General features: G+C 65.1%; 26 protein-coding genes. 20 read left to right on the forward strand and 6 right to left on the reverse strand.

From position 1 onward, the window contains the following. Positions 1-68 precede the first annotated feature (68 nt). Positions 69-677, reverse strand: a complete 609-nt coding sequence (locus FOM02_RS15815; protein ID WP_027562948.1) for a TetR/AcrR family transcriptional regulator — start codon at positions 675-677, stop codon at positions 69-71. Between the two features lie 101 nt (positions 678-778). Here FOM02_RS15815 and FOM02_RS15820 point away from each other — a divergent pair, with 101 nt between their 5' ends. From FOM02_RS15820 to FOM02_RS15870, 11 genes are all read left to right on the forward strand, one after another. Continuing rightward, positions 779-1474, forward strand: coding sequence for a PspA/IM30 family protein (locus FOM02_RS15820; RefSeq protein WP_027562949.1), 696 nt, complete (start codon positions 779-781; stop codon positions 1472-1474). Between the two features lie 54 nt (positions 1475-1528). Continuing rightward, on the forward strand, positions 1529-1804 hold the full coding sequence (locus FOM02_RS15825; RefSeq protein ID WP_027562950.1) for a YiaA/YiaB family inner membrane protein: 276 nt from the start codon (positions 1529-1531) through the stop codon (positions 1802-1804). A gap of 185 nt (positions 1805-1989) precedes the next feature. After that, positions 1990-3045 (forward strand): hypothetical protein, encoded by a 1056-nt coding sequence (locus tag FOM02_RS15830; RefSeq protein WP_051378335.1) that lies wholly within the window; start codon positions 1990-1992, stop codon positions 3043-3045. Further along, a complete protein-coding gene (locus FOM02_RS15835; protein ID WP_027562952.1) occupies positions 3042-3917 on the forward strand; it encodes a HesA/MoeB/ThiF family protein in 876 nt (291 codons plus the stop codon). The genes FOM02_RS15830 and FOM02_RS15835 overlap by 4 nt, the downstream gene beginning before the upstream one ends. Beyond that, positions 3914-5113 (forward strand): hypothetical protein, encoded by a 1200-nt coding sequence (locus FOM02_RS15840; RefSeq protein WP_265441859.1) that lies wholly within the window; start codon positions 3914-3916, stop codon positions 5111-5113. Before FOM02_RS15835 ends, FOM02_RS15840 begins: the two co-directional genes overlap by 4 nt. Continuing rightward, positions 5110-6231: a hypothetical protein gene (locus tag FOM02_RS15845; RefSeq protein WP_027562954.1), complete on the forward strand. Its 1122-nt coding sequence runs from the start codon at positions 5110-5112 to the stop codon at positions 6229-6231. Before FOM02_RS15840 ends, FOM02_RS15845 begins: the two co-directional genes overlap by 4 nt. Beyond that, positions 6228-7223, forward strand: a complete 996-nt coding sequence (locus tag FOM02_RS15850) for a hypothetical protein (protein ID WP_027562955.1) — start codon at positions 6228-6230, stop codon at positions 7221-7223. Before FOM02_RS15845 ends, FOM02_RS15850 begins: the two co-directional genes overlap by 4 nt. Before the next feature lie 151 nt (positions 7224-7374). Continuing rightward, complete coding sequence (locus tag FOM02_RS15855) at positions 7375-8439, forward strand: amidohydrolase family protein (protein WP_027562956.1); 1065 nt, start codon at positions 7375-7377, stop codon at positions 8437-8439. 14 nt (positions 8440-8453) lie between these two features. After that, positions 8454-9566 carry an amidohydrolase family protein gene (locus tag FOM02_RS15860; RefSeq protein WP_027562957.1) on the forward strand — a complete coding sequence of 371 codons (1113 nt, stop codon included), beginning with the start codon at positions 8454-8456 and terminating at the stop codon, positions 9564-9566. 15 nt (positions 9567-9581) lie between these two features. Next, positions 9582-9995: a Rieske (2Fe-2S) protein gene (locus FOM02_RS15865; protein ID WP_027562958.1), complete on the forward strand. Its 414-nt coding sequence runs from the start codon at positions 9582-9584 to the stop codon at positions 9993-9995. Between the two features lie 181 nt (positions 9996-10176). Further along, positions 10177-10383: a hypothetical protein gene (locus FOM02_RS15870; protein ID WP_027562959.1), complete on the forward strand. Its 207-nt coding sequence runs from the start codon at positions 10177-10179 to the stop codon at positions 10381-10383. Between the two features lie 5 nt (positions 10384-10388). Here the strand turns inward: FOM02_RS15870 and FOM02_RS15875 are convergent, their stop codons facing one another. From FOM02_RS15875 to FOM02_RS15885, 3 genes are all read right to left on the reverse strand, one after another. Continuing rightward, complete coding sequence (locus FOM02_RS15875; RefSeq protein ID WP_265441860.1) at positions 10389-11750, reverse strand: flavin monoamine oxidase family protein; 1362 nt, start codon at positions 11748-11750, stop codon at positions 10389-10391. Further along, positions 11750-11947 carry a hypothetical protein gene (locus FOM02_RS15880; RefSeq protein ID WP_265441861.1) on the reverse strand — a complete coding sequence of 66 codons (198 nt, stop codon included), beginning with the start codon at positions 11945-11947 and terminating at the stop codon, positions 11750-11752. Before FOM02_RS15880 ends, FOM02_RS15875 begins: the two co-directional genes overlap by 1 nt. 240 nt (positions 11948-12187) lie before the next feature. Continuing rightward, positions 12188-13033, reverse strand: a complete 846-nt coding sequence (locus FOM02_RS15885; protein ID WP_027562961.1) for an SDR family NAD(P)-dependent oxidoreductase — start codon at positions 13031-13033, stop codon at positions 12188-12190. 184 nt (positions 13034-13217) lie between these two features. On the opposite strand from FOM02_RS15885, the gene FOM02_RS15890 reads away from it, so the two are divergent. The 3 genes from FOM02_RS15890 to FOM02_RS15900 all read left to right on the forward strand — a co-directional run bounded on the left by FOM02_RS15890 (position 13218) and on the right by FOM02_RS15900 (position 16641). Then, positions 13218-14714, forward strand: coding sequence for an aldehyde dehydrogenase family protein (locus tag FOM02_RS15890; RefSeq protein ID WP_027562962.1), 1497 nt, complete (start codon positions 13218-13220; stop codon positions 14712-14714). Between the two features lie 121 nt (positions 14715-14835). Further along, positions 14836-15963, forward strand: a complete 1128-nt coding sequence (locus tag FOM02_RS15895; protein ID WP_027562963.1) for an alkene reductase — start codon at positions 14836-14838, stop codon at positions 15961-15963. A 171-nt stretch (positions 15964-16134) separates the two neighbouring features. Further along, on the forward strand, positions 16135-16641 hold the full coding sequence (locus FOM02_RS15900) for a GFA family protein (protein ID WP_027562964.1): 507 nt from the start codon (positions 16135-16137) through the stop codon (positions 16639-16641). Here the strand turns inward: FOM02_RS15900 and FOM02_RS15905 are convergent. Further along, the gene (locus FOM02_RS15905) at positions 16595-17056 is read right to left on the reverse strand and encodes a TfoX/Sxy family protein (RefSeq protein WP_027562965.1); all 462 of its coding nucleotides are present in this window, start codon (positions 17054-17056) and stop codon (positions 16595-16597) included. The genes FOM02_RS15900 and FOM02_RS15905 overlap by 47 nt on opposite strands. 155 nt (positions 17057-17211) lie before the next feature. Here FOM02_RS15905 and FOM02_RS15910 point away from each other — a divergent pair, with 155 nt between their 5' ends. Beyond that, on the forward strand, positions 17212-18873 hold the full coding sequence (locus FOM02_RS15910; RefSeq protein WP_027562966.1) for a thiamine pyrophosphate-binding protein: 1662 nt from the start codon (positions 17212-17214) through the stop codon (positions 18871-18873). Between the two features lie 187 nt (positions 18874-19060). Here the strand turns inward: FOM02_RS15910 and FOM02_RS15915 are convergent, their stop codons facing one another. Beyond that, on the reverse strand, positions 19061-20443 hold the full coding sequence (locus tag FOM02_RS15915; RefSeq protein ID WP_027562967.1) for an LLM class flavin-dependent oxidoreductase: 1383 nt from the start codon (positions 20441-20443) through the stop codon (positions 19061-19063). Positions 20444-20695: 252 nt separating this feature from the next. On the opposite strand from FOM02_RS15915, the gene FOM02_RS15920 reads away from it, so the two are divergent. The 5 genes from FOM02_RS15920 (at position 20696) to FOM02_RS15940 (ending at position 25378) form a co-directional block, all read left to right on the forward strand. Further along, on the forward strand, positions 20696-22081 hold the full coding sequence (locus FOM02_RS15920; protein WP_027562968.1) for a M20 family metallopeptidase: 1386 nt from the start codon (positions 20696-20698) through the stop codon (positions 22079-22081). 88 nt (positions 22082-22169) lie between these two features. Then, a complete protein-coding gene (locus FOM02_RS15925) occupies positions 22170-23081 on the forward strand; it encodes an amino acid ABC transporter substrate-binding protein (protein ID WP_027562969.1) in 912 nt (303 codons plus the stop codon). A 125-nt stretch (positions 23082-23206) separates the two neighbouring features. Further along, entirely contained in the window at positions 23207-23938 is a 732-nt protein-coding gene (locus FOM02_RS15930) for an amino acid ABC transporter permease (protein WP_027562970.1), read from the forward strand. 3 nt (positions 23939-23941) lie between these two features. Continuing rightward, complete coding sequence (locus tag FOM02_RS15935) at positions 23942-24634, forward strand: amino acid ABC transporter permease (protein WP_027562971.1); 693 nt, start codon at positions 23942-23944, stop codon at positions 24632-24634. Positions 24635-24646: 12 nt separating this feature from the next. Continuing rightward, the gene (locus tag FOM02_RS15940; RefSeq protein WP_027562972.1) at positions 24647-25378 is read left to right on the forward strand and encodes an amino acid ABC transporter ATP-binding protein; all 732 of its coding nucleotides are present in this window, start codon (positions 24647-24649) and stop codon (positions 25376-25378) included. The last annotated feature ends 18 nt before the right edge of the window (positions 25379-25396 follow it).

The raw sequence follows: 25396 nt of genomic DNA on the forward strand, positions 1-25396 counted from the left end.
GGCTAAGGGCGGCGTGCGCGATGCGACAGGCGAAATTTTAGTCAGCCGGTCGTTTTGCCGCGCACTCTCTACGCCGCCCGCGCGATCATCCCGTCGATCATCGCACGCACGAGGCCCGCGATCTCCTTGCGCAGCGCCGGCAGGGGAACTGCGACCAGCTTCTGCTCCAGCCCCAGCGCCACCATGCCATGCACGGCCGAGAACAGGCTGCGTGCGGTGATGCCGAGCTCCTCGGGGCTGCGCTTTGGAAACAGGACGGCCAGCGGCTGGTAGATGTGGCGGAACAGCTGCATCTGGTCGTCGATCGACCAGTCGGGCACGGCCTTGTCGGCCTCCATGCGGTGCTCGAACAGCGCGCGCCAGAGTTCGAGATTCTCCGCGGCGAAATCGCAATAGGCAATCGCGATGCGAACCAACGTCTCCTGCGGCGATGGCTCGCCCGCGCTCTCCGCCGCGCTGAGTGCTTCGTCGAGGCGAAGCAGCGTGCGCGAGCCGACGCGCAGGATCAGCTCGTCCACATCGGCCACGAGATTGTAGACCGCGCCATTGGCGCAGCCGATCTCGCGGGCGAGATCGCGGGTTTTCAGGCCGGCCAACCCGCGGCTTGCGATCGTCCGTTCTGCCGCCAGGATCAGGTCGGCCCGAAGTTTCTCTCGACGTTCCAAGGCTTTAGACATTTGTTAACCAAAGTTGTGAGCGTTGCTCAAATTTATCTTGAGCGACGCTCAAGATGTGCTACAAAGCGCCTGTGAGCAACGCTCATAACAGGGAGCAGCCAATGTTCAAGACCGTAGTGACACTTTTCCGCGGCAGCGTGGCCGCCGCGGGCGAGGAGCTGGAGGACCGGACGGCCCTTCTGATCCTCGACCAGCAGATGCGCGATGCGGCCGCGGCCGTCGAGCGCAGCAAGCGGACGCTGGCGCTGGCGATCGCCCAGGACCAGCAGGAAGGCCGCAAGCTCGAGGCGACCGTCGCCCGTATCGCCGATCTCGAGACGCGCGCGGTTGCGGCGCTCGATGGCGGCCGCGAGGATCTCGCCAAGGAAGCGGCCGAAGCCATCGCAGGGCTCGAGGCCGACCGCGATGCGGCGATGACGGCCCGCGCACTGTTCGCGACCGAGATCGTTCGGCTGAAGCGGCATGTGGCGAATGCGCAGGCCCGCATCACCGAGCTCGACCGCGGCCGTCGCGTCGCCCGCGCTTCGGAAGCGGTGCGCTCGCTTCGCCGCAGCGGTATCGAGGCAGCACGCCCTTACGAATCCACGCTGCCGGAAGCGGAGAGCACCTTGCGGCGCCTGCGCGAGCGGCAGTTGGAAGCCCAGGCCGCGGACGATGCGCTGGTCGTGCTCGATGCGGCCACCGGTCCGCTCGCGACCGCCGAGAAACTCGCCGAGCAGGGCTTTGGCCCCCGGCTCAAGACGACCGCGGACGACGTGCTGGCGCGGTTGAAGTCCAAGCGCACCCCGACTGCCTGATCTCGAACCCGATCTCTCAAACCCCATCATCATTCGAACCAACAGGAGACCATCATGAACCAGAACGGCCAACCCCACAGCGGCGCCTGGGTGACCTTCACTTACGCGTCCTTCGCAGCCTCCGCCTTCCTCGTTGCGCTCGGCGTCTTCTTCCTGCCGATCGACCTCTGGATGAAGGGCTATCTCACCATGGGCATCGTGATGCTGATCCAGACCTGCGTCACCCTGACCAAGACCGTGCGCGACAATCACGAGAGCAGTCGGCTGATGAACCGTATCGAGGATGCCAAGGCCGAGCGTCTGCTGATGGAGGTCTCCAAGGCGGCTTGAGACAGCGGCTTGAACCCGGCAACGAGCAAGAGTGGCGGAGCAATGTGCTCCGCTGCTCCCGCGCCGCAAGGGAAATTGTCGGGTGCCTCTGAAGGTTTCATTTACCCTGGGGCGACAGCGCCAGGTTGAGCTTATCGCTCCTTAATACGTGCGAGCGCACAGATCGCCCGATCGAGGGCAGGCAGATGGCGTCTCTGGAAAACGGCGAATCGGCACCGCGCGCGAAGAAGGGTTTTGCGAAGCTCGGTGCAATAGCCGCCAGGTTGCGCGGACAGGCCGGCTTCTGGCTCGGCGCGCTGTCGCAGCCGACCATCGATCTCAGCTTGCGAACATCTCCGGGACTGCGCACACGGATCATCGAATCGCCGGGGCTGTCGCTGCCTCGCGCGGAGCTCGATACGCTCGTCGACCAGCTTCGCATCGTCGCGGCCAAGACGCTGCCGCAGGACAGCCTGACCTACGGCATCTTCTCAGGCGAGCCGGAGCGGCTGGCGCGCGCCATCGTCACGCTGATCTGCGAGGAGGAGAGCGGGCGCCCGATCGCCTTCAACGCGCTGTCGGTCATGAACGTCGCGCTCGACGGCCGGCCGGTCGAGGTCACCCATCTCGGGCTCGTGATGGTCGACCCTGACGTCCGCGGGCAGGGCCTGTCCTGGGTGCTCTACGGACTGACGGCTTTGGTGCTGTTTGCCCGCGATGGGCTCCGTCCGAAATGGATCTCGAACGTCACCCAGGTGCCGTCGGTGGTCGGCATGGTCAGCGATACTTTCTCGGATGTGTATCCGTCGCCGCTGCCCGGCGCGCACCAGAGCTTTGCGCATCTGCAGCTCGCCCGCGGCATTCTGGCCCGTCACCGCGCCGTGTTCGGCGTCGGCGAGGAAGCGGGTTTTGACGAGGCGCGCTCGATCATTACCAACGCCTATACCGGCGGTTCGGACGCGTTGAAGAAGACATTTGAGTCCGCGCCGAAGCACCGCAACACCATCTACAACGATTTCTGTGAGCGTGAGCTGGACTACGCGCGCGGTGACGACGTGCTCCAGCTCGGCCGCATCGATCTCGCCGGCGCGCGGCGCTACGTCCTGAGCGAGGTGCCGCATGGCTCGCTGCCGGCGCTGCTCGCAGCGTCGGCGATGCTCGCGCTGCAACGGCTGGTGCTGCCTTTGGTCTACTGGCTGGACGATACCCGCGCGTATGGCTCGCTGAGGCCGCGCCGTAGCGATGCAGAGGGCGGGCGATGAATTTCGACTATTATTCCTTCACCGGCCGCAATCTCGGCTTCATCGATGAGCGCGAGCAGCAATTGCTGCGGCAGGCGCGCGTGTTCGTCTGTGGCGTCGGCGGCATGGGCGGCGCGGCCTTCATGGCGCTCGCACGCGCCGGCGTCGGCAAGTTCGTGATCGCCGACATCGACCGGTTCGAGGTCTCGAACCTGAACCGCCAGGTGTTTGCCTTCGCCGACGAGGTCGGCCGCGAGAAGGCCGACGTCGCCGCGGAGGCGGCGAGGCGCATCAATCCGACCATCGAGATCGACGTGCTCGGCGAAAGCTGGACCAGCGAGCTCTCCGGCATCGCCGAGCGTTGTCCCGTGATCGTCAACGGCATGGACGACATCGCGGCCGGCGTGCACCTCTATCGAACGGCGCGGGATGCGGCGGCCACCGTGATCGACGCCTACATGTCGCCGCTGCCGTCGGTCATCGTGGTGCGCCCGGATGATCCGAGGCCCGAAGAGCGGCTGAATTATCCGACGCGGAACAAGGACTGGCGCGACATCAGCGAGGCCGATCGGCGCGCGGCGATGCTCGCCGAGATCGAGCACGTGATGCTGCATTCGTCCTCGCGCAACTATGTCGATCTCGAGATCGCGGGCGAGGTCGCCGCCGGGCGGCGCAGCCGGATGTCGTTCGCGCCCATGGTGATCTCGACCGGCATGTTGATGGCCTATGAGGCCATCGCGCTCATCATTGGCCGCAAGTCGGGCACCGATTGCCGCGGCTGGTTCCTCAATCCGCACCGGCCCGCGATCGAGAAGCCGCGCAATGCCATCGTGGCCGCGCTGATGCGCCCGCTGGTCCGCCGCGCCATCGCCGAACTTGCGGGTGGCAAATGAGCGCGGGGGCGATCGCCGATTCCATCGTCAATCTGTGCGGCGCCATCGGCCTTGCCGTGGCCATGATGACGTTCTACCGGCGCGATCCCCGCAGCCCGCTGACGCACCGGCTGCTGGTCGCACTCGGCGTGATTGCCTCGCTGTTCCTGATCCGCGGTGCAGCGTGGTGGACCGGCAGCGTCTTGCTCGATCGCCTGTCGGTGCTGCCGGCCGCGCTGATCCCGCTCGGCGCGCTGATCGTGACCGAAGGCATCTTGCGGCGGCATGCGCCGCGCGCGGTGAAGATCGCCGCGCTCGCCGGCGCCGTGGTGCTGGGGGCTCGGCGGCGCGCTCGGCCTCGAGCAGTTCGCAAACCCTACGCGATTGCGCTGGCGCTGTTGCAGCTCGTGGGCTTCGTGACCTGCGGCCTGCTGCTGGCGCGGCGCGACCGGACAGAGCTGATGGGTTCCGAAAACCGCAGCATCGGGCGGCTCGCCGTCGGCGCGCTGCTGGTGCTGCCCTTCATCCTCACCGATTTCCGCACGCTGTGGCCGGACATTCCGGTTCGGCTCGGCGCACTTGGCGCGCTGCTCACGGTCACGGTCATGCTGATCGCTGGCGGCGGCGCGGAGACGCGGCGGCACGGGCTGACGCTGATGACGGTGCGGCTAGCGAGCTCGGCCCTGCTCGGCATTGCCGCCGCCTTCATGGCAGGGGACGTCGATGCGGCGCAGGTGATCCGGTTCTGCGCGGTCGCAGTGGCCGGCGTGCTCACCATCGGCATGATGACCGACGCGCTTCGAGCCCTGTTCGAATCGCAGGAGCCGGGCCTGCTTAACTCCATGGCCGGATCCCCCGCGCAGACGCGCGCCGAGCTGATTGCCGAGCTCGCGCGCCATCCGATCTTCGAGAGCGCGCGGCGCTTTCGCGCCGTCGACCTCGCCCCTTACGATCCGCCGCTGCTCCATGAGCTCCTGGTGACGTCGCGCGTGCTGCGCCGTTCCGAGGCGCCGTGGGGACTGGCGCTCACCCATCCTGCGGTCGAGCGCATGACGTCGCTGATGACGGCGCACAGCGCCACCCATGTGATTGCGCTGGGGCAGGATCCGATCGAGCTGATCGCGCTGGCGGTGCCCGTTACCTCGGCCGATCCCGCCACCGAAACGGCGCTCACCCTGGTGCAGCGGCTGCTCACCCTCACACCAGAGGCCGCATGACGCTGGAGATTCGCGAGGGCGACCGCAGGGCCGCATTCGATGCTGCGCTGAATGCCTATGGCGCGGACAGTCCCTACGTGCCGCCGCTGTGGAGCGATTTCGACCGGATGTTCGATCGCGCCAAGAATCCCTTCATCACCGAGGGACATGGCCGCTACGCGCTGTTCTCCGCGCATCGCGACGGGAGGCCAATGGGGCGGATCGCTGCTTCGATCCACGACGCCTCCAATCGCAAGCATGGCACGCGCGACGGCGCGTTCGGGTTCTTCGACTGCGTCGACGATGGCGAGGTCGCGGATGCGCTGCTGCATGCGGCGGAACGCTGGCTCACCGAGCGCGGCATGACGGCGATATCAGGCAATTTCAATCTCACGGCGATGCAACAGATCGGCGTGATGACAGATGGATTCGACAAGGCGCCCTTCACCGACATGATGTGGAGCGCGCCGCACATCGCCCGTCATCTCGCGCGCGCCGGCTACAAGGCGGTCTTCCCGATGACGACGTTCGAGATCGCGCTGGACCAGGGCCAGCCGGAGCAGCTGCTCGGCGACAAGCAGCGCGCGGTGCTCGCTGACACCGATTTCGTCTGGCAGCCGATCAAACGCTCCGCGTTCAAGGTGCGCCTCGAGGACGCCCGCCTGATCCTCAATGACGGCTTTGCCGAGAACCCCATGTTCGTGCCGCCGACAGCCGCCGAATATCTGTTCCAGGCCGGCGATATGATGTGGGTCATCGACAAACGGATCTCGACCGTGGTCTATCACCGCGGCCGCCCGGCCGGCGCCATCATCGCGATCCCCGATCTCAATCCGCTGGTGAAGTCGGTCGGGGGCCGGATCGGACTGTCGGCGCCGTTTCGTTTCCTGAAGCACCGCTTCAGCAACACCCGCGCCGTCCTGATCTACCAGTCGGTCTGCCGCGATTTGCATAATCGCGGGCTCAACGGCGCGATGCTCTATCGCACCGCGCTGGCGCTGCGCGAGGCCGGCTACCGCACGCTCGGCGGAACCTGGATCGCCGACGTCAACGGCGCCTCGTTGCGTCAGGCCGAGAAGGTCGGCGCCAGGCCGCTGCACCGGCTGCATCTGTTCACCAAGCCGTTGGCGGCGTCATGAGCCTCCTGACGCCGGATCTGTTGCGCGAGCTCGTCGCGGAGGCGCGGCTGGCGCCGAGCATTCACAACATTCAGCCGACGCGCTGGCAGATGCTCGCCGACGGCCGGCTGGCGCTGGTCGACGACACCACGGTGCGGGCACCCGTCGCCGATCCCACCGGCCACGATGTGCGCGTTTCGCACGGCGCGGCGCTGGAGGGGATGAGCCTCGCGCTCAATCGGCGTGGACTGTCGATTGCCGACGTTGCGATTGATGATCAGAAATCCACCTCACCCCATGCGGTGGTGTGCAGGCTAACGATCGGCAGCGGTGCTACCTCCGATCCGCTGGTGGACAACGCGCCACGGCGGATGTCTTGGCGCAGCACTTTCGCCGCATCGTCCCAGGACGAGGCATCGCTCGCACAGCTCACGGCCTCACGCGACGATCTCGTTTGCATCCGCGACCGCAAACAGGTCGCGGACATCGCGGCCTGGGCGGACGAGGCCGAACTGTCCTTCATTCGTGCGGCTGATTTCCGGCGCGAGTTGCTGACATGGATGCGGCTGTCGCCGAATGATCCCCTCTATCTGCAAAGCGGCCTCAATCGCGAGGCGCTTGCGATGAACGCGATCGAGGCGGTCGGCGCCCGCCTCGTGCTGGGTCCGCTGTTCCCGCTGCTCGACAGGCTCGGTCTCGCGGCGCCCCTGCTGTCCGACCATGCCAAGACGCAATCGGCGGCGGCCATGATGCTGTTCTGCCGCCCGCGTGGCGAGGATCCGCTTCTGAGCGGCCGCCATTTCTATCGGGCATGGCTGGAGATCGATCGCGCGGGCCTCAAAGCCTGTCCGATGTCGTCGCTGGCCGATCATCCCGCCTTCAATGACGGGCTGCGCGCGATGGCGCGGCTCGGTGACGAAGTGCGTCTCGTCAATGTGTTCCGCGTCGGCCGCCCCTCGGCATCGACATCGCCGCGACATTTCCGGTTGCCGGTCGATCAGCTGATCGTCTAGCGCCGTCGCGCCTCATATCGCGCCTGCGAGATGCAACCGAGCCATGACGGATCACGCGGGCGTGCGCTCTTGCGCGCCGAAGCGGGCAGGGGCACTCTGCGCATGCGGCGCACAAAGAACGCCGCCAATAAGACCTGCGCGAGGAAGCTCCATGGCGGCGACGCGGATCGACTGCGACATCCACCCGGCGGTTGGTGGCACACGCACGACGCTGCTTCCCTATCTCAGCGATCACTGGAAAGAGCAGGTGGTGAGCCGCGCCATCGACGGACTCGATCTCACCTCCTATCCGCCGAGCATGCCGTTTTCGGGCCGCGCCGACTGGCGGCTGGCCAATGGCGCCAAGCCCGGCTCCGATCTCGCGATGGTGCAGAAGGGCGCATTCGAGCAGCTCGGTGCCAGCCACGCCATCCTCAACGTGCTCTACGGTGCGCAGGCCGTGTTCGACGCCTATATGGCGGCCGACTTCTGCAAGGCGATCAACGACTGGATCGCCGCCGAATGGCTGTCGCGCGACCCGCGCCTGCGCGCTTCCATCGTGGTGCCGATGCAAGCGCCGGATCTCGCCATCGAGGAGATCGAGCGCCGCGCCGGCGACAACCGTTTCGTCTCCATCCTGGTGCTGGCGCAGGGCGAGACGCTGCTGGGACGGCGGCATTTCTGGCCGGTCTACCAGCTCGCCGAGAAGTACAAGCTGCCGCTCGCGATCCATGCCGGCACGCAATACCGGCAGGCGCCGAGCTCGGCCGGCTGGCCGTCGCACCGCTACGAATATTACTTCGTCGAGGCACAGGCGTTTCAGGCCCAGATCCTGAGCCTGATCTATGAGGGCGTGTTCGGCAAGTTCCCGAACCTCAAGGTCGTGCTGATGGAATCGGGCGTGAGCTGGCTGCCGGCCTTCATGTGGCGCGCCAACAAGACCTGGCGCGGCGTGCGTGTCGAGGTGCCGTGGGTCGAGCGCGAGCCGGCCGCGATCATCCGCGAGAATTTTCGCGTCACCATGCAGCCGTTCGATGCGCCCGGCGACGCCAGAAGTGTCGAGGAGATCATCGACCAGATCGGCTCCGAGAAGATGTTCCTGTTCGCGTCCGACTATCCGCACTGGCAGTTCGACGGCGACGATCCGATCCCGCCGAATCTGCCGAAGAGCATCATCGCAAAGATGTGTGTCGACAATCCGCTGGAGACGTTTCCGCGGCTGTCACTCGCCAACTAATTCAGGAGGATCGCATGAGTGAGGTCATCGACCGTCCGCTGCGTGACGACGAAAAGCCCACCGCGACGCGGCTGCGCATCGTTGATTGCGATGTGCATCCAAGCCTGCGCTCGACGGACGATCTCAACGAGTTCCTGCCGAAGCGCTGGCAGCAGCATTTGCGGGAATATGGCAGCCATCTGCGTACGCCGTATCTCTTTACCACGCCCTATCCGCGGTCCTCGCCGTTGATCGCGCGGCGCGACGCCTGGCCGCCGACCGGCGGGCCGCCCGGCTCCGATCTCGCCTTTATGCAGAAGCAGCATCTCGATCCGCTCGACGTCGAGTTCGGCATTTTGCAGGTGCTCGACCTCTTCATCTTCTCGCAGCAGAACCTCGAGTTCGGCGCCGCGATCCAGCGCGCCATCAATGACTGGCAGCTGGCGTTCTGGTCACATCGCGATCCGCGTCTGAAGGCCTCGATCCTGGTCGGGCAGGATGGCGTGGACCTTGCCATCGCCGAGATCGAGCGCTGTGCGAAGATCGGCGAATACATCCAGATCAACGTCTCGCCGCGCGCCAACGAGCCGCTCGGCCGCCGCCGCTACTGGCCGATCTACGAGCGCGCGCAGGCGCTCGACCTGCCGCTCGGCATCCATGTCGGCGGTTATGGTGGCCACGCGCCAACCGGCGGCGGCTGGCCGTCTTATTATGTCGAGGAGCACCAGTCGAACGCGCACACCATCGCGGCGCAGCTTGCGAGCCTCGTCATCGAGGGCGTGCCGGAGCGGTTTCCAAAACTGAAGATCGTCTTCATCGAGGGCGGCTTCGGCTGGATCCCGTCGGCGGTGTGGCGCATGGACCAGCACTTTGAGCGCTTCCGCAGCGAAGTGCCGCACCTCAGGCGCAAGCCGTCGGAATATGTCCGGGAGCATTTCTGGTTCACGACCCAGCCGATCGACGAGCCCGACGAGGCGCGACATCTGCGCGCGCTGATCGAATGGGTCGGCATCGACCGTCTGCTGTTCTCGTCGGACTATCCGCATTGGGACTTCGACGATCCGCGCTTCGCCTTCAAGACGCCGCTGACCGAGGCCGAGCGGAAGAAGATCTTCAGCAGCAATGCCCGCGCGGTCTACAAGTTCTGAAGGTTTTGAGAGGACATGGCTCGTCACATCGTCGCCACCACCTCGGAGATCCCGCCCGGCGCCAACAAGGTCGTCGATATCGCCGGGCGTGACATTGTCGTGTTCCATGTCAATGGCGAGTTCTTCGCGCTGCTGAACCGCTGCCCGCACGAGGGCGCGCCGCTGGAGAAAGCGGCCTGCGTGGCGCGGCTGACCTCGCCGGAGCCGGGCGTCTATGAGCGCTCGCGCGTCGGCGAGATGCTGCGCTGTCCCTGGCACGGCTGGGAATTCGACATGCGCAACGGCCAGTCCTGGTTCGACCCGAAACGCGTCAAGATCCGATCATATCCGGTCGCGGTGGAGCGCGGCGAGGAACTCCAGAAGGGCCCGTATGTCGCCGAGACGTTTCCGGTGCATGTCGAAGACAGTTATGTGATTGTCGAGGTCTGAAGTCACACACCGTCATTCCGGGGCGATGCGAAGCATCGAACCCGGAATCTCGAGATTCCGGGTCTGGTCCTCCGGACCATCCCGGAATGACACGTTGATGGGTCCGCGATCCTCATCACGCATTGAGATTCCAACGCAGGTGCGATATGGCTCTCGCGCTTTCCAGAGGCGGAGATGAGCTTTGTCGAAACAATCCCTGCGTGAGGAGGCCGAGCGCCTGATCCGCGAATCGATGGAAAAGAAGACCATCGTCGTCAAGCAGGGCACGACCCGCATCGAGGCCGTCTGCGGCAAGTGCGGCGCGCCGAACCGGGTCCAGGCGGAAAAAGGCCAGAGCCGCGTTAAGTTCGCCTGCAAGAATTGCGGGCACAAGCAAGAGACGCTGTAACGGTTTCAGGCGGATTTGCGCCTGCCCGAGCGCGCGATCGTCCTCAGGATCGCCGAACCTGCCTTCAGGCCGGACTGAAGCGCGCCTTCCATGTAGCCGTAATAGGCAAAGCAGGTGTGCTCGCCCGCAAAATACATGCGCTTGTGAAATGCGCTGTTGAGCAGCGGTCCGGCGCGCATGACTTCGCCGGGCGCGGGACAGGAATAGCCGGCACCGGTCCAGGGATCGGCGGGCCACGGAATGAAGTCGGGGGGCTGGGACAGATTGTCCTCATAGCCGCGATAGACCTGGCCGATCCGCGAGGCGTAGAATGCATCGACGGCGGACTTGCCGCCGCGCTCCCATTGTCGAAGGGCTTGCTGTGCCGGTCTGCTGCCGGCGAACAGGCTGAGCTCGACCTCGCGCCCGCGCGGCGCGATCTGATTGTCGGTGCCTTCCCAGGTGACGCCGAAGCGGCTCGAAGTCGCGGCCGGTGCCAGCCCATGGTCGATCCAGAAGCGGCGCTTGACCGGACTGAGGTATTTCACGGCCGTTCCCATCGAGATGTAATGGTCGGACGTGAGTTGTGGCGTGATCTCGATCTTCGCGAAGCGACCGCCGGGCCACAAGCTCGGCGGAATCGCAAGCACGACGTAGTCGGCGAGGTGGAAGGCCGCCCCCTCCGGCGTGATCGTCACGCCCTCCTTGTCGATGTCGATCGCGACGACAGGCGAGGACAGATGGACCACTCCTCCGACGTTCCTGATTTCCTCGGCAAGGTGCTCGGCCAGCGCTTGATTGCCCTCCGAGCAGCGTAGCGTCTCGGTCTGGGTGAAAAAGGCGGCTGGGTGTCCCTTGAGCGCGCCGCCATGGACCACGGCGAAATTGGCGAGCAGGCTCTGTCTCTCGACGGGCTGACCCGCGTCGTTGCTGAACTGCTCCTTCATCGCGAGCTTGGCGAGACGCGAACAAGGTTCGCCCCGAATCCAGTCCGCCATGGACTGCTGATCCAGCGCGTCGGCATCGGAGGTGAGCCAGGGCGCATGCTTGTGCACGTGCCGCGCGCGCTTTGCCATCCGCCCGAAGGCCACCTCCATCTGCTCGAACAGGGTCTTGAGCGCGAACGGATTCGAGATCTTTCGACCGTCGAGATAGATCGGCATGTCGAGATCGAGCGCGTCGAAATTCGAGTCCAGCGTGAACAGCGAGAGGCCCAGCCGGAACTGGCGCGCCAGGGCCAGCCACAGCGGATGATTGTAGCCGATCAGCTCACCGCCCGCTTCGACCACGCCGCTCGCCTTGTTCTTGCTCCAGACGCGGCCGCCAACGCGTTCGCGCGCCTCGAAAATCGTCACGTCGCAGCAATGGGCGAGCGTGTAGCCGGCCATCAGGCCGCCGAGTCCCGCTCCGACGATCGTGACACGCGGCCTCGCGCCACCCGCGCCGGGCGTGGCATGTCGCGGGGAGGTGTGGCCGCCGCGACGACCATGGCGTTCGCGAGTGTCGAACTGACCAGCTTCTGACGGTCGAAGCCGATGAACTTCCTGCCGTAACGGCGATTGAGCCGTGCGTAAATCGAGCGCATGATCGAAATCCTCGGATCGAAATCAAAAATCGAAAAACAATCTCAAACGGTCGAGGACCCCATTGAGAGTGCAGCGAGAGGCGCCGGGCGGCCCTCGAATTCGATGGGTCCGGGGATCGAGGATAACCCGCAACCTCTGGTCGTGTCGAGGGCGGGGCGCGGCTATGGTGCCGCGTGCAAACTTTGGTGCTCGCACTGCGCCTGTTGAGCGGCGCTGCTTCTGGGCCTCGGTGGCGCGGTCTACTCCCCGTCCACAAATCTCTTGAACGCATCCGCGTAATCCGGATGCCAGCGCGACAGCGGCGGGCGGTTCTCGACGATGTCGCCGGCGGCCCACAGCATACGCTTCTCGTCCAGCGCCCGCGGGACGTCGTTATCAGGGCACAGGATATAGAAGTCGCCGGCCTCCAGCCGCGTCAGCATGAAATCGACCGTCTGCTCAGCCGTCCAGGCGCCGGCCGGCTTTTCGGTGCGGCCCTTCGCGGTGAGGCCGGTGAAGACGAAGCCGGGGATCAACAGATGCGCGGTGATCTTGCAATCCTTGGTGTTGCGCAGCTCGTGCTGGAGCGCTTCCGTGAACGCCTTCACGCCGGCCTTGGAGACGTTGTAGGCGGGATCGCCGGGCGGCGTGGTGATGCCTTGCTTGGAGCCGGTGTTGATGATGAGGCCGGCCTTGCCGCGCGCGATCATGTTCGGCGCGAAGATCCGCGAGCCGTTGATGATGCCCCACATGTTGACGCCGATGATCCGCTGCCAATTGTCCGGCTCGGCGAACAGCGTGCTGCCGGGCTGGATGCCGGCATTGTTCATCAGGATGTCGGTGCCGCCAAAACGCTCGCGTACGGCGCGCTCCAGTTCCGCTACGCTCTCGGCCTTGCCGACATCGACGGCGAAGGTCATCACATGTGTGGCGGACGCGATCGATGACAGTTTTGTTGCGGATTCCGCCAGGCGTGCCTGATCGACGTCGGCGATGCACACCTTCATGCCGGCGCGCGCGAAGGCTGTGGCGGCGGCCAGTCCGATGCCGGATGCGCCACCCGTGATCACGGCAACATTGTCTTTGACGATGGCGGAATGTGGCATGATTGGTCTCCGGAGCGGGGGCTGGGCCGAGCTATAACATGGCGCTCGCACGACCCTGCACAAGTCGGCATGGCAGGGCTTCGTTCCACGCTGACTTTACGCCTTTCCGGCAGCGCTGTATTCTCTTCGACCTAACGATCCCGCCCAGATCGAACCAATCAATCACCTGACAGGGAGTGCAGCCATGGCTGTGTCGCAGGCTATTCCGATCACGCGCCATCCGTTCGCCAACGGGTCCTACAAGCAGATGCTGATCGACGGCAAGTGGGTCGATGCGGCTTCCGGCAAGCGCTTCGAGACCCACAATCCCGCCACCGGCGAGCTGCTTGCAACCGTCGCGGAGGGCGACAAGGAAGACATCGACCGTGCGGTCGCGGCTGCCCGCCGCGCCTTCGAAGGTCCCTGGAGCAAGGTCAAGCCGTTCGAGCGGCAGAACCTGCTGCTCAGGCTCGCCGATCTCGTCGAGAAGAACTTTGACGAATTGTCGCAGCTCGACACGCTCGACATGGGCGCGCCGGTCAGCCGCACCCGTGCCTATCGCCTGCGCGCTGTCGGCATGCTGCGCTACTATGCCGGCCAGACCACCGCGATCCATGGCGAGACCATCGAGAACTCGCTGCCCGGCGAGATCTTCTCCTATACGCTGAAGGAGCCGATCGGCGTCGTCGGCGCGATCATTCCCTGGAACGGTCCGCTTACCGCGACGATCTGGAAGATCGGGCCGGCGATCGCGACCGGCTGCACCGTGGTGCTCAAGCCCGCGGAAGAAGCGCCGCTGACCTCGCTGCGCATCGCCGAGCTCGCGCTGGAAGCCGGCATTCCGCCGGGCGTCGTCAACGTCGTGCCCGGCTATGGCGAGACCGCGGGCGCCGCGCTTGCCTCGCATCCTGACGTCGACAAGGTCGCCTTCACCGGCTCGCACGTCACGGGCCAGTCGATCATCCGCGCCTCCGCCGGCAACCTCAAGCGCGTCTCGCTCGAGCTCGGCGGCAAGTCGCCGGACATCGTGTTCGCCGATGCCGATCTCGATGCCGCCGTTCCCGGCGCCGCGATGGCGGTGTTCGCCAATTCCGGCCAGATCTGCAGCGCCGGCACGCGCCTGTTCGTCGAGCAGTCGATCTACGAGGAGTTCGTCGGCCGCGTCGCCGAGTTCGGCAAGAAGCTCCAAGTCGGCAACGGGCTCGATCCCAACACCCAGATCGGCCCGCTGGTCTCCGAGCAGCAGCTCGAGCGCGTCACCGGCTATCTCGACATCGGCCAGAAGGAAGGTGCGAAGGCGCTCGCCGGCGGCGGCCGCGTCACCGAAGGCGCGCTGTCGAAGGGCTTCTTCGTCTCGCCGACGGTGTTCGCTGGCGTTCAGGACAACATGCGCATCGCGCAGGAGGAGATCTTCGGCCCCGTCATCTCCGCGATCGCGTTCAAGGACATGGACGAGCTGGTCAAGCGCGCCAACAACACCACGTTCGGCCTCGGCTCCGGCCTGTGGACGCGCGACGTCAGCAAGGCCCATGCGGTCGCGAAGAGCTTGCGCGCCGGCTCGGTGTGGGTGAACTGCTATCAGGCGATGGACCCGGCCGTGCCGTTCGGCGGCTACAAGATGAGCGGCTACGGCCGTGAGTCCGGCAAGCAGCATGTCGAGGAATATCTCAACGTGAAGGCCGTCTGGATCAAGACGGCGTAAGACCTGTTCTCTCCCGGCGTTCCGCGGGAGGGAATATCTGCTTTTAGAGGGGCGGCACCTTTTCCGGGTCCCGCCCCTCGCTATATGATCCACGTCCTTCCATAGCCATTTCGGGGCCAGCATGAAATTCGAGGCGTTGTTTAAACCGTTGCAGGTCGGTCCGTACAAGCTTGCACATCGCGTCGCGATGGCGCCGCTGACGCGCATGCGCGCCGAGCGCGAGAGCTTTTCGCCGCGGCCGCTCAACGCCGAATATTACGGCCAGCGTGCAACAAAGGGCGGCCTGATCATCGCCGAGGCTTCTCCCGTGCTTTCGCACGGCCGCGGTAATCCGGCCACACCCGGCATCTATACGGAGGCGCAGATCGCCGGCTGGCGCAAGGTGACGGATACCGTGCACGCCAAGGGCGGCATCATCTTTCTTCAGCTCTGGCATGTCGGCCGCGTCTCGCATTCCTCCTTCCATGGCGGTGAGCTGCCGGTCTCGGCTTCGGCGATTGCGATCAAGGCCGAAGGCATGAAGGCGATGACCGCCGACGGCAAGATTTCGGACTACGAGACGCCGCGCGCGCTGGAGACCGACGAAGTCAAGGACATCGTCGAGGCCTTCCGGCAGGGCGCCAAGAACGCGCTCGCCGCCGGGTTCGACGGCGTCGAGATCCACGGCGCCAACGGCTACCTGCTCGAGCAATTCCTGCAATCGCGCAGCAACCAGCGAACCGACCAATATGGCGGCGGAATCGAGAACCGCGCGCGGCTTCTGCTCGAGGTCACGCAGGCCGCGATCGACGTCTGGGGTGCCAACCGCGTCGGCGTGCGGCTGTCGCCGCACGGCATCGCCAATGATTCCGGCGAGCCCGATCCGATGCCGCTCTACACCCATGTGGTTAAGGCGCTCGACAAGCTCGGCCTCGCTTACCTCCACTTCATCGAGCCGCGCTCCAGCGGCGCCGGCCGCGCCGACGTGCACTGGGAGAACGTGCCCTCCGCGATGGTGCTGTTCCGCCCGCACTACAGCGGCGTGCTGATGACCGCCGGCGGCTTCACCGGCGAGACCGCGAACGCGGCGATCGCCGACGGCCACGCCGACATCATTGCCTTCGGCCGCATCTTCATCTCCAATCCCGATCTGCCGCACCGCCTTGCGCACGACTACCCGATCACGCCGTACAACCGCGCGACGTTCTATGGCGGCGAGGAGAAGGGGTATACGGATTACCCTGTCTATGACGAGCTGACGCCGGCCTGATCCGTCATTGCGGGGCGATGCGCAGCATCGAACTATGATGCGCAATCGCGCATCTGAGAATCCATCTAACGTCCTGGCTTGCCGTCCAATGGATTCCGGGCTCGCGACTTCGTCGCGCCCCGGAATGACAATCGTGTATTGTCGTCTCCATAACGACGTTCAGGAAACACCATGGCCAAAGCCGCAGTCGCCGCAGGAACCGCCACCGGCCAATGCCTCTGCGGCAAGGTCACCTTCGAGATCGACGTTCCCGCGCGCTGGGCCTGGCACGACCATTCCGCGGCAAGCCGCCGCGCGCATGGTGCGGCCTACGCCACCTATGTCGGCAGCTGGAAGAAGCGCTTCCGCATCACGTCAGGCAAGACCGCGCTGACCCGTTACGAGGACAAGGCCACCAAGACCGCGCGCAGCTTCTGCTCGCATTGCGGCACGCCGATCGCCTATGAGCGTCCGCGCGGGCCCCACATGGTCAACATCCCCCGCGCGCTGTTTACGGAGCGCACCGGTCGCCAGCCGCTCTACCACATCGCGATCGAGGAGCTGCAGGAGTGGGCCTATACCGGCGAGCCCCTGGTGCCGCTGAAAGGCTTTCCCGGCGTGGTCTGGCAGCGCTCGAAAAAGAAGAAGCGCGCTAGCGGCGAGGACCCGTTCGAGCTTGGCCGCGAGGAGCAGTTTTAGTCTTTGGCTTGGCGGTTGTCTTGGCGATTGTCTTCGCGATTGTCCTGGCAGCTGCCTTGCGCGGCGCGGCCTTCTTCGATTTGGTTTCCTTGGGCGTCGCCGCTACGAAGTCGAGCCCGCGCTTGACCCATCGCTTCAGATCGGCGCCGCTTTGGTAGCCTTCCGGCGCGACGCGCACAAATCCCCTCATGATGCGCCCGCGCATCTCCATCGGTGTCGTGTGCGGCTCTTCCAGCATGCGCGCATGCGCCTCGGGGCCGACGCGGATCATCATTCCGCCGCGGCCGCTGATGGTGCAGCACATGGTGTTATCGACCATGAAGCAGAGGCCGCCCATCATCTTCTTTTCCGCCACGTGGCGCTGGCCGGCCAGCAATCTGCGCACCCGTGCCGCAGTCTCTTCGTCATACGCCATTGTGCTTCCCCTTGCGGGCTGACGCCTGGGTCGATCCATGTTCCCAGCTTACGCGCGCCCGCGCAAGGCAGCCATGAGGACACTCCATTGCGCGTCGCCTCCGAGTTCGGCCATCATGCGACCGGCCGCAGCAACGTCCGCGGCACGGAGGAAACATGAAGAACAAGATCACCGGCCGCTCCGCCTTTCTCGCGCTGCTCAAGGACGAAGGCATCACCCATCTGTTCGGCAATCCCGGGACCACCGAGCTGCCGATCATGCACGCGCTGAAGGACCATCCTGACCTCACCTATGTGATGGCGATGCAGGAGAGCCTGGTGGTCGCGATTGCCGACGGCTACAGCCGCGCCTCGGGCAAGCTGGTTGCCTGCAACGTCCATGTCGCGCCCGGCCTCGGCAACGCGATGGGCTCGCTCTACAACGCCCAGTTCACGGGTACGCCGATGATCCTGACCGCGGGCCAGCAGGAGCAGGGCCACGGCCTGATGGAGCCGGTGCTGTACGGTCCCTTGGTGCGGATGGCCGAGCCGCTCGTGAAATGGGCAGTCGAGGTGACGCGGCTGGAGGATCTGCCGCGCATCGTGCGCCGCGCGGCCAAGGTTGCGATGACACCGCCGACCGGGCCGGTGTTCATCTCGCTGCCCGGCGACATCCTCAACAGTGAGGCCGGCATCGATCTCGGCCGCTCCACCCGCATCGACGCGCGCACAAAACCGTCGGACGAGGCGCTCCGGGCCTTCGCCGCGCGATTGCTCAAGGCCGAGCGCCCCGTGATCGTCACCATGGACGAGGTGGTCAAGAGCGATGCGCTGAAGGAAGCCGCAGAGCTCGCCGAATTGCTCGGCGCCGCTGCCTACCAGTCATCGACGCCCTATGGTGCGCACTTCCTGTCGGAGAGCCCGAGCTTTGTCGGCACGCTCGCGCGCGTGCAGAAAGTCGCACGCGATACGCTGGCGCCGCACGATCTGCTGGTCGCGCTCGGCGGCGATCCCTTGCGGATGTCGGTCTATAGCGAGGTCGACGCGCTGCCTGATGGCCTCGGCATCGTGCAGATTGGCCTCGTCGATTGGGAGATCGCCAAGAATTACGGCGCCGAGATCGCGCTGAAGGCGGACGTCAAGGAAACGCTGCGCGCGCTGATCCCGATGCTGAAAGACATGGGCGGCGCGGCGCTCGCAAACCGCGCCAGGGAGCGTCTCGCTGAACTGGCACCAAAGAACTGGACCGCGCGCCGCGCCGCGTTGGTCGAGCAGATCGGCAAGAGTGCGGGCCGCAACCCCATCGATCCGGACTATCTGGTGCTGCAGATGGTCGAGGCCATGCCCGATCACGCGATCCTGGTCGACGAAGGCCTCACCTCCAGCCGCCAGATCACGAACCTGCGTCCGCATCGCGACCGCTATGGCTATCACGGCCTTGCCTCCGGCGGCATCGGCTGGGGCCTGCCGGCGTCCGTCGGCGCCAGCATCGCCAACCCGGATCGCCCGGTCGTGTGCTTCTCCGGCGATGGCAGCGCGATGTATTCGATCCAGTCGCTGTGGACCGCGGCGCATCACAAGCTGCCGCTCAACGTCGTCATCGCCAACAATGGCGGTTACCGCATCATCAAGCAGCGCCTGCTCGCCTTCCATGGCGACGACAATTACGTCGGCATGGACTTTGCCGATCCGCCCGTCGATTTCGCCGGTGTCGCGAAAGCGCTGGGCTGCGAGGCGATCAGGATCAGCGATCCGCGCGAGCTGAAAGCGACGCTGGCGTCGGCGTTCAATCGGCCAGGGACGAAGCTGATCGAGGTGATGGTGGACGGGAAGGTGTAGGGCAAGAAAGATGCAGCGACAGCATCCTCTGCCTCATCACCGTCACCCTGAGGCGCCGGAGCGAAGCGGAGGCCTCGAAGGGCGACGGCCCGGCTGCATCTCGGCCGTTCATCCTTCGAGGCTCGTCCGGCGGTGCTTGCACCGCCGGTCTCGCACCTCAGGATGACGGAACTTAAAGCGTGGGGCGCTAGCCTGCCTCCTTCCCCACCCGATACCCCGCCGCCGGATGCGGTGCGCCGAGCCTTGCACGGCCATCGCCGAACAGCTTCTCCCGCAGCGTGCCTTTCGCATATTCGCTCTTGTACCGCCCGCGCTTGGTCAGCTCCGGCACCAGCATATCGGCGATGTCCTCGAAATCGCCGGGCGAGATCGCAAAGGCGACGTTGAGGCCATCGACGTCGGTCTTCTCGAACCAATCCTCGATCTTGTCGGCGACGCTTTCGGGCGTGCCGACCACGACCGGGCCCGCGCCGCCGATGCCGACATGCTCGATGACGTCGCGCACCGTCCAGACCCGGTCCGGATCGCCGCGGGTGACGTTGTCCAGCGCGCTACGGCCGGCGTCGTTCTGCACGTGACGCACCTGCTGATCGAGCTCGTAGCCGGAGAAGTCGATGCCGGTCCATCCGGACATCAGGGCGAGAGCGCCTTCCGGATTGATGTGCGAGCGGTAGTCGGCATATTTCGCTGCGGCTTCAGCTTCGGTGTTGCCGAGAATGATCGTCATCATGTTGAACATCAGGATCTCCGCCGGATTGCGGCCGAGCGCGGCTGCCTCCTGGCGGATCGCGGAGACGCGCGGCGCGATGATCTTGGCCGACGGTCCCGACATGAACACGCATTCGGCGTGCTTGGCCGCGAATTGCCGCCCCCGCGGCGAGGTGCCGGCCTGGTACAGCACCGGCGTGCGCTGTGGCGACGGCTCGCTGAGGTGGATGGTGTTGTTGATGCGGTAGTTCGCGCTCTCGTGGTTGATGCGATGGACCTTGCTGGGATCGGTGAAGATGCCGCGCGCCCGGTCGCGCAGCACGGCGTCATCCTCCCAGCTGCCTTCCCAGAGCTTGTAGACGACCTCCATATATTCGTCGGCGATGTCGTAGCGGTCGTCGTGACCGGCCTGCTTGTCCTTGCCGGCGCCGCGCGCGGCGCTGTCGAGATAGCCGGTGACGACGTTCCAGCCGATCCGTCCCTCGGTGAGGTGATCGAGCGTCGACATCCGCCGCGCGAACGGGTAGGGCGGCTCGAACGAGAGATTGCTGGTGACGCCGAAGCCGAGATTTTTCGTCACCGCCGCCATCGCCGAGAGCAGCAGCAGCGGCTCGTTCGACGGCGTCTGTGCTGCATTGCGCAAGGCCGCGTCAGGGCTGTTGCCATAGACGTCATAGACCCCGAGCACGTCGGCCAGGAACAGCCCGTCGAAACGGCCGCGTTCCAGCGTTTTGGCGAGGTCGATCCAGTAGGGCAGGCGGTTATATTCGGCGGTGCGGTCGCGCGGATGGGTCCACAGGCCCGGTGACTGGTGTGCGACGCAATTCATCGCAAAGGCATTGAGCCTGATCTCTTTGGCCATGCTGGTCCCCTGGCGCCCTGTACTGAGCGCTCTTCGAATGATAGACGTGCGCCCCAATCTGGCGACGTTCTTGCATATCGTTTGCCCTTGGCAAGGCCAAAATCAGCGGCTGGCAAGCCAATCTCAAGCGAGCAAGAACGAAACCCGAAGAGAAGTACAAGCGAACTACAAGAACTGCCCAAGTCCCCGCCACTTTCGAAGGGCACCCTGCCTCGGATAGGGTCCTTCGTCTCAAAGCCCCGAAAACAAGTCATGACCAGAGCCGACGCCATCGCCCGCGCCCGTGAGGATTTCCAGTCCGGCGCATTTCTCGCCGAGCTCGACCGCCGCGTCGCCTATCGGACCGAAAGCCAGAATCCGTCGCGCGGCGCGGAACTGCGTGCCTATCTGGAACAGGAGATGCAGCCGGCATTCGCCGTGCTCGATTTCACCAGCCGCATCGTCGAATCCCCGAGCGGCAAGGCGCCGTTCCTGTTCGCCGAGCATCACGAGAGCGCCTCCGCGCCGACCGTGCTGGTCTATGGCCATGGCGACGTCGTCGACGGCATGGAAGGCGAGTGGCGCGACGGCCGCGATCCCTGGCGCACGACAGTTGCGGGCACGCGGCTCTACGGCCGCGGCACCGCCGACAACAAGGGCCAGCACAGCATCAACATGGCCGCGCTCCGCGCCGTGCGCGCGGCCCGCGGCGGCAAGCTCGGCTTCAACGCCAAGTTCATCGTCGAGATGGGTGAGGAGATCGGCTCGCCTGATCTCGGCAAGGTCTGCGATCTCAACCGCGACGCGCTGAAGGCCGATCTGTTCATGGCCTCCGACGGACCGCGCCTGTCGGCCGACCGTCCGACGCTGTTCCTGGGCTGCCGCGGCGGCATCCGCATCCATCTTGATGTGAATTTGCGCGACGGCGGCCATCATTCCGGCAATTGGGGCGGCGTGCTCGCCAACCCCGCGACCATCCTGGTCAATGCCATTTCGACGTTGGTCGACGGCTATGGCCGTCTCCAGCTCGAGGCGCTGAAGCCGCCGCGGCTCAGCAACCAGATCCGCTCCTATCTCGCCGACGTGCAGGTGGTCCCGACAGCGGACGAGCCGGCGCTGGCAGAGAACTGGGGCGAGGAGGGCCTGTCGGCGGCCGAGCGGCTCTACGCCTGGAACACGCTCGAAGTGCTGGCGATGTCATCGGGCAATATCGAGAAGCCGGCCAATGCCATTCCCGGCCATGCCAATGCCGTGCTGCAACTGCGTTTCGTCGTCGGCACTGAGGTCAACGGCCTGATCGAGGCCATCCGCGCGCATCTGGTTCAGAACGGCTTTCCGATGGTCGAGGTGCGGGCGGCGCAGAGCTTTGCCGCCTCGCGCACCGATTTCGACAGTCCCTGGATCAAATGGGCGGCGGATTCGGTGAAAGAGACCACGGGCAAGCCGCCGGCGGTGCTGCCGAATTTCGGCGGCTCGCTGCCCAATGACGTGTTTTCCGAGATTTTGGGACTGCCGACGATCTGGGTCCCGCACTCCTATCCCGGCTGCTCCCAGCATGCGCCCAACGAGCACATCCTGCTGCCATTGACCGAGGAGGCCTTGACGGTGATGGCCGGGCTGTTCTGGGATCTCGGGGAATTGCCAAAGCCGTTAACCTGAGCCTCCGGTCCAGCCAAAAGTCACATTCTATTCCGGTCCGTTTTGTGCTTGCATCCCGCCCGCATCATCCTGAAAGGGGAAGAAAAAAGTGAAACATTTCCGTAGCATCGGGCTCGCGCTCGCCGCGACCTTCGCCGTCAGCCAGGCCGGGGCCCAGGAGCTGACCGGCACACTGAAGAACATCAAGGACACCGGCGCCATCACGCTGGGCTTCCGCGACTCCTCGATCCCGTTCTCCTATCTCGACGACAACCAGAAGCCCGTCGGGTTCGCGATGGACATCTGCTACAAGATCGTCGATGCCGTGAAGAAGGAGCTCAAGCTCGACAAGCTCGAAGTCAAGCTCAACCCGGTCACGTCGGCGACCCGTATTCCGCTGATGGCCAACGGCACCATCGACCTCGAATGCGGTTCGACCACGAACAACGCCGAGCGCCAGAAGCAGGTTGCCTTCACCAACACCCACTTCCTGACCGCCAGCCGCTACGTCTTCAAGAAGTCGAGCGGCCTGAAGTCGATCGACGACCTCAAGGGCAAGACCGTGGTGTCGACCGCCGGCACCACCAACATCAAGCAGCTCACCGAGGCCAACGTCGAGAAGAAGCTCGGCGCCAACATCATCCCGGCCAAGGATCACGCCGAAGCCTTCCTGATGGTCGAGACCGACCGCGCGGTCGCCTTCGTCATGGACGACATCCTGCTCGCGAGCCTCGTCGCCGGCTCGAAGACACCGGACGACTACACCATCTCCAAGGACGCGTTCTCCAAGCCCGAGCCCTACGGCATCATGCTGCGCAAGGATGACGCCCCGTTCAAGAAGGTGGTCGATGCGGCGACGGCTGCGCTCTACACCTCCGGCGAAGGCCAGAAGATCTACGACAAGTGGTTCACGGCCAAGATCCCGCCGAAGGGCCTGAACCTCAACACGCCGATCTCCTCCGAGCTGAAGAACGAGTTCGCCAAGCCTTCGGACTCGCCGAACCCGGACGACTACAAGTAAGATGCTGCTTCCCTCTCCCCGCAAGCGGGGAGAGGGAAGACATGCCGGCCGTTCTGGAGGGAAGTGGCCGGACATTTGCATAGGCGCCGGGACATTTCTGACTGGCGCGTTCGCGCGGGGGACACGTGAACTACAACTGGAACTGGGGAATCTTCTTCCAGCCGAACCCGATGGGGACTGGCACCTATCTCGACATGCTGCTGTCGGGACTGGTGCTGACCCTGGAGACCGCGGTGCTGGCCTGGATCATCGCGCTGATCACCGGCTCGATCGTCGGCGTCATGCGCACGCTGCCCTCGAAGGGCGCCTACTGGTTCGGCTTCTGCTACGTCGAATTCTTCCGCAACATGCCGCTGCTGGTGCAGCTGTTCCTGTGGTTCTTCGTGCTGCCGGAAATCCTGCCGAAGGCCGCGGGCCTCTGGCTGAAGCAACTGCCGAACGCGCCGTTCTGGACGGCGGCGATCGGCATCGGACTGTTCATGTCGGCGCGCGTCGCCGTTCAGCTGCAGGCCGGCATCGGCTCGCTGCCGCGCGGGCAGAAGATGGCGGCGACTGCGCTGGGCCTGACCACGGTGCAGGGCTATCGCTACGTGCTGCTGCCGATGGCGTTCCGCATCATCCTGCCGCCGCTGACCTCCGAGTTCCTCAACACCATCAAGAACACGGCGGTCGCGATCACCATCGGCCTGCTGGAGCTGACCGGCCAGGCACGCTCGATGCAGGAATTCTCGTTCCAGGTGTTCGAGGCCTTCACCGCCGCGACCATCCTCTATCTCCTCGTCAACGCCGTCGTCGTGACCGGAATGCGCTTCCTCGAGCGCTGGGTCGCGATCCCCGGCTACATCACGGGGAAATAAGCGATGCTCGGCAATTTCGATTTCGACGTCATCCGCCGCGCGCTGCCCTATCTGTTCTACGAGGGCATGACCTTCACGCTGACGCTGACCGCGCTCGCCGCGTTCGGCGGCCTGGTGTTCGGCACGGCGCTCGCCCTGATGCGCCTGTCCGGCCTCAAGCTGCTCGGCCGCATCGCCGGCATCTATGTCGACTTCATGCGCTCGCTGCCGCTGGTGCTGGTGATCTTCTGGTTCTACTTCCTGGTGCCCTATATCGGGCAGTGGCTGACAGGCGCCTCGCGCCCGATCAGCGTCGGCGCGTTCGCATCCTCGCTCATCACCTTCATCATGTTCGAGGCCGCGTACTTCTCCGAGATCATGCGCGCCGGCATCCAGTCGATCTCGCGCGGGCAGCCGGCCGCAGCCAGCGCGCTGGGGCTGACCTACGCCCAGACCATGCGCTACGTCGTGCTGCCGCAGGCGTTCCGCAACATGCTGCCGGTCCTGATCACTCAGACCATCGTGCTGTTCCAGGACACCTCGCTGGTCTACGTCCTGTCGATCACGGACTTCCTGGGCGCGGCGAGCAAGGTCGCACAGCGCGACGGCCGCCTCGTCGAAATGTACCTGTTCGCAGCCGTCGTCTACTTCACCATCTCCTGTATCGCGTCCTTCGGCGTTCGCCGCCTCCAGGCGCGCATCGCCATCATTCGCTAGAGCGCATCGATCATGATCGAAATCAGCCACGTCAACAAATGGTACAGCCCGACCTTCCAGGTGCTGACCGACTGCACCACCAATGTGACCAAGGGCGAGGTCGTCGTGGTCTGCGGCCCTTCGGGCTCGGGCAAGTCGACCCTGATCAAATGCGTCAATGCGCTGGAGCCGTTCCAGAGCGGCGACATCCTGGTCGACGGCACCAAGGTCAACGATCCCAAGACAAATTTGCCGAAGCTGCGCTCGCGCGTCGGCATGGTGTTCCAGCACTTCGAATTGTTCCCGCACCTGAAGATCATCGACAATCTCTGCCTCTCGCAGGAGAAGGTGCTCGGCCGGTCGCACGACAAGGCGGTGACGAAGGGCATGCAGCTCTTGGAGCGCGTCGGGTTGAAGGAGCAGGCGCAGAAATTTCCGGCGCAGCTCTCCGGCGGCCAGCAGCAGCGCGTCGCCATCGCGCGTGCGCTTGCCATGGACCCGATCGTGATGCTGTTCGACGAGCCGACCTCGGCGCTCGATCCCGAGATGGTCAGCGAGGTGCTCGACGTCATGGTCGACCTCGCTCGCGAAGGCATGACCATGATGGTCGTGACCCACGAAATGGGCTTTGCCCGCAAGGTCGCCAACCGCGTCATCTTCATGGACCGCGGCGAGATCGTCGAGGACGCTCCGAAGGACGACTTCTTCGGCAAGCCGCGCAGCGACCGTGCGCAGAAGTTCTTGTCGAAGATTTTGTCGCACTAAGGTCTCCGTCATTCCGGG

The sequence above is a fragment of the Bradyrhizobium sp. SEMIA genome (assembly GCF_014844175.1).
Taxonomy (GTDB): Bacteria; Pseudomonadota; Alphaproteobacteria; order Rhizobiales; family Xanthobacteraceae; genus Bradyrhizobium; species Bradyrhizobium arachidis.